We start from the raw sequence: 1,780 nt of genomic DNA, 5'->3' as shown, positions 1-1,780 counted from the left end.
GCGCCAAGCTGACCGCCCTGCAAACCAAGCAGCAGCTGGGCGTGCAGGCGCTGTCGATCGCCAACCAGGGCAGCTCGATCCTGCTGAGCCTGTTCCGTTAAGGCCCACGGCCCGATCGCTAAGGCGGTCGGGTCAAGGCCGCATCTGATCGGTCGTCGGTTCCCGGCGCCCGGACCTGAGCAAAATGCTCACCCCGGCAAAACGCCAGGGGATCTCACGAAGTGAACAAGGAGGGCCAGAAATGCCCAGCATCAATACGAACTACGGCGCCGCAGTCGCCCTGCAGAGCCTGAACAAGACCAGCGCCCAGCTGGAGACGACTCAGAACCGGATCAGCACCGGCCTGAAAGTCTCCTCGGCCAAGGACAATGGCGCGATCTTCGCCATCGCCACGCAACAGCGCGCCAACGCCGCCTCTCAAGACGCGGTTCGCAACTCGCTGCAACGCGGTCAGTCCATCGTCGACGTGGCCCTGGCGGCCGGCGACACCATCACCTCCGCCCTGGAAGAGATGAAGTCGCTCGCGGTCAACATCGCCTCGTCCACGGGTTCGGCGAAGACGGCATACGAGGCCGACTTCACTGCCCTGGGCAAGGAAATCAACGACGCGATCGCCGGCGCCAGCTTCGACGGGGTCAACCTGTTGAATACGGCCGCAGGCACGACCACCGACGTCCAGACGGGTTCGGGCACCTATCGCCTGGGCACCGCCACGGCGGTCAGCGCGAACACCCAACTGGCGATGTTCACCGCGGCGACGCCGAACACCGCCAACTACACCACCGCGAACGTCGATCTGGCGATCGCGGGTGTGACCAGCACCCTGGCCACCTTGGGCACACAGTCCAAGTCGGTCGGGCGTCAGATCACCTTCGTCAACAAGCTTCAGGACGCGATGGAAGCTGGCGTGGGCAATCTGGTGGACGCCGATCTGGCCAAGGAAAGCGCACGACTGACCGCCCTGCAAACCAAGCAACAGCTGGGCGTGCAGGCGCTGTCGATCGCCAACCAGGGCAGCTCGATCCTGCTGAGCCTCTTCCGCTAAGGCCCGGAGACCTCGCCGTCTCGGCGGCGAGGTCGTGGCCTTGAACCCCGAGCAAAACGCTCACCCCGGCAAAACGCCGGGGCTCTCACGAAGTGAAAAGGAGGGCTAGAAATGCCCAGCATCAATACGAACTACGGCGCCGCAGTCGCTCTGCAGAGCCTGAACAAAACCAGCCAACAGCTGGACACGACCCAAAACCGGATCAGCACCGGGATGAAGGTGTCGTCGGCGAAGGACAACGGTGCGATCTTCGCGATCGCCACGTCGCAACGCGCCAACGCCGCCTCGCAGGACGCCGTTCGCGCCGGCCTGCAACGCACCCAGTCGATCACCGACGTGGCTCTGGCCGCCGGCGATTCCGTCACTTCCGCCCTGGAAGAGATGAAGTCGCTCGCCGTCAACATCGCCTCGTCGACCGGCTCGGCGCAGACGGCCTATCTGGCCGACTACAACGCCTTGGGTCTGGAAGTCGCCTCGGCCATCTCCGGCGCGACCTTCGATGGCGTGAACAGCCTGACGGCACTGGGTTCGAACGCGGCGATCACCGCCGTGAACACCGGCAGCGTCACGGCCGCTAACGCCACCGCGGCGAACGTCGACGCCGCCATCTCGGCGACGACGAGCGCCCTGGCCACCTTGGGCACCCAGTCCAAGTCGCTGGGCCGTCAGATCACCTTCGTCAACAAGCTTCAGGACGCTCTTGAAGCCGGCGTGGGCAATCTGGTGGACGCCGAT

Annotated in this window: 2 protein-coding genes and 1 pseudogene; all 3 read left to right on the top strand. The window is 64.9% G+C overall.

What is annotated here, in order from left to right; translation table 11 throughout:
- A pseudogene (locus BVE01S_RS16960) lies at positions 1–101 on the top strand (flagellin); the annotation flags it as partial.
- Between the two features lie 140 nt (positions 102–241).
- Positions 242–1,045 (top strand): flagellin, encoded by an 804-nt coding sequence (locus BVE01S_RS16370; protein WP_066629912.1) that lies wholly within the window; start codon positions 242–244, stop codon positions 1,043–1,045.
- 111 nt (positions 1,046–1,156) lie between these two features.
- Positions 1,157–1,780 (top strand): flagellin (locus BVE01S_RS16365; protein WP_066629909.1); only part of this gene is annotated, 624 nt, incomplete at its 3' end.

The organism is Brevundimonas vesicularis NBRC 12165, from assembly GCF_001592205.1.
In the GTDB taxonomy this organism is placed as follows: Bacteria; Pseudomonadota; Alphaproteobacteria; order Caulobacterales; family Caulobacteraceae; genus Brevundimonas; species Brevundimonas vesicularis.
The sequence above is the reverse complement of the archived record's forward strand: the minus strand, read 5'-3'. Positions and strand labels throughout refer to the sequence as shown.

What these genes read in the sequence shown, in the direction of transcription:
- BVE01S_RS16370 (WP_066629912.1), top strand. Translation starts at nt 242, where the DNA reads ATGCCCAGCATCAATACGAACTACGGCGCCGCAGTCGCCCTGCAGAGC.